General features: G+C 24.7%; 2 protein-coding genes. Both read left to right on the top strand.

Features of this window, described 5'->3' with window-relative positions; all coding sequences use genetic code 11:
• Positions 1-30: 30 nt before the first annotated feature.
• Positions 31-1,434 (top strand): ATP-binding cassette domain-containing protein, encoded by a 1,404-nt coding sequence (locus DD829_RS16285; RefSeq protein WP_228408230.1) that lies wholly within the window; start codon positions 31-33, stop codon positions 1,432-1,434.
• A partial coding sequence (locus DD829_RS16280) for a DUF4435 domain-containing protein (RefSeq protein WP_116547938.1) occupies positions 1,418-1,731 on the top strand: 314 nt, incomplete at its 3' end. The genes DD829_RS16285 and DD829_RS16280, both read left to right, overlap by 17 nt.

The raw sequence follows: 1,731 nt of genomic DNA, 5'->3' as shown, positions 1-1,731 counted from the left end.
GGTAATAATATTTAATAAACTAATAACAATATGAAACTAAAAACATTCAATATTAATAAACTATATGGCTACAGAGATATTCATATAGATTTTTTAGGTCCAAATAAAATTCTAATAGGCGAAAATGGTCTAGGCAAAACTACAGTTCTAAATATTATATATTATACACTATCAAAGAATTTTGAAAAACTCAATTTGTTAAATTTTGAGTCAATTGAAATAATATTCGAAAATAAAACTAAAGTATATATTCAAAAAGATGTTTTAGAAAAACACATTAAATTAAATAAAGAGAATTCGGGAAGTCATTTTAGTGAATTGCTGTCAGAAATTTCAAGGGAAGATGAAAAAAAAATACGCCAAATTATTGATGATAATTTTTCGCAAAATCAATATAAAAGATTAGAATTACAATCTGCTTTAAAAAAAATAGGAATCAAAATCAACGCTCCAGCTAATTATATCTTTGAAATGATCCGTAAACATTTTGATGAAATTGATGGAAATAAATTTTTTGATGAAATAAAAAAAATCGATGAAAATGTAGATTGTAAAATTTTGTATTTTCCCACGTATAGAAGAATTGAGGAGGATATTAAAAATATAGGAATTTTAAATAAAGACGATGTAAATGAGAATTTTAGAATAAAAGTTAAAAGAGACTTATTTTATCAGCAATATGATCACACAGATATAATGCAATTTGGAATGTCTGATGTTGAAGAGAGAATAGACTACATTACCAATAAAATTGCCCATTCTTCAATGATAGGGTTTTCAGATATCAGTGCTGAGATGCTTCACCAGCTATTGACTGATTTTCCAAATGTTAAATTAAGTAACAAGAAAAAAATCGATGCTTATAAACTAAATATCATATTAGATAGAATCGGTCCAAACATGAGTACTGAAGATCGACACAAAATTAATGAATATATTGAAACAGGAAATACAGATAATAAAGGCTTAATTTTCTTCATTGAAAAACTTACTAGTCTTTATAATAAACAAGAGAAACAAGATATTGCAATCAAAAAATTCGTTGAAGTTTGTAATCATTATTTAACCGAAAAAAAATATGTTTATGACGAAAGAGAAGTTAAATTATATATTCAACATGAAAACGAGAAATACAAAGAAATTCATGGTACTTCAGAGGTTCAGCTTAAAAAATTATCTTCCGGAGAAAAACAAATTGTTTCACTTTTTTCAAAAATATATTTAGAAGAAACTGATAAATATATTGTTTTATTCGATGAACCTGAATTGTCATTATCAATATTTTGGCAACAACTATTACTACCTGACATCATAAACTCAAGAAAATGTGATTTATTAATTGCAGTAACGCATTCCCCATTTATTTTTGAGAATGATTTATTTGAATATGCAACCCCTTTAAAAGAATGTATCAGCTATGATAACAAAAGATAGTTTGAAATCTGCTGTGGAAAATAGTATTGCAATAGTATATCAAAAATATATTTTATCTGCAAAGCAAGAAAATTGTAATAAACTATTTTGTTTTTATGAAGGATTTGATGCAAATTATTATTCTAGCAGGATAAAAAATATAGTTGATAAGGATTATTTTAATTTTTCTTGCAAAAACAAAAACAACGTATTAAAAATATATAATAAAATAAAGCATCAAAAAGATAAATATAACTTATTATTCTTCGTTGATAAAGATTTTGATAACAACTTAAACAATCCTGACATATATGAAAC

The sequence above is a fragment of the Chryseobacterium sp. HMWF035 genome (genome assembly GCF_003094695.1).
GTDB lineage: Bacteria > Bacteroidota > Bacteroidia > Flavobacteriales > Weeksellaceae > Chryseobacterium > Chryseobacterium gambrini.
The sequence above is the reverse complement of the archived record's forward strand: the minus strand, read 5'-3'. Positions and strand labels throughout refer to the sequence as shown.

Excerpts from the sequence above, each read along its gene's own strand:
- DD829_RS16285 (WP_228408230.1), top strand. The coding sequence starts at position 31 with ATGAAACTAAAAACATTCAATATTAATAAACTATATGGCTACAGAGAT.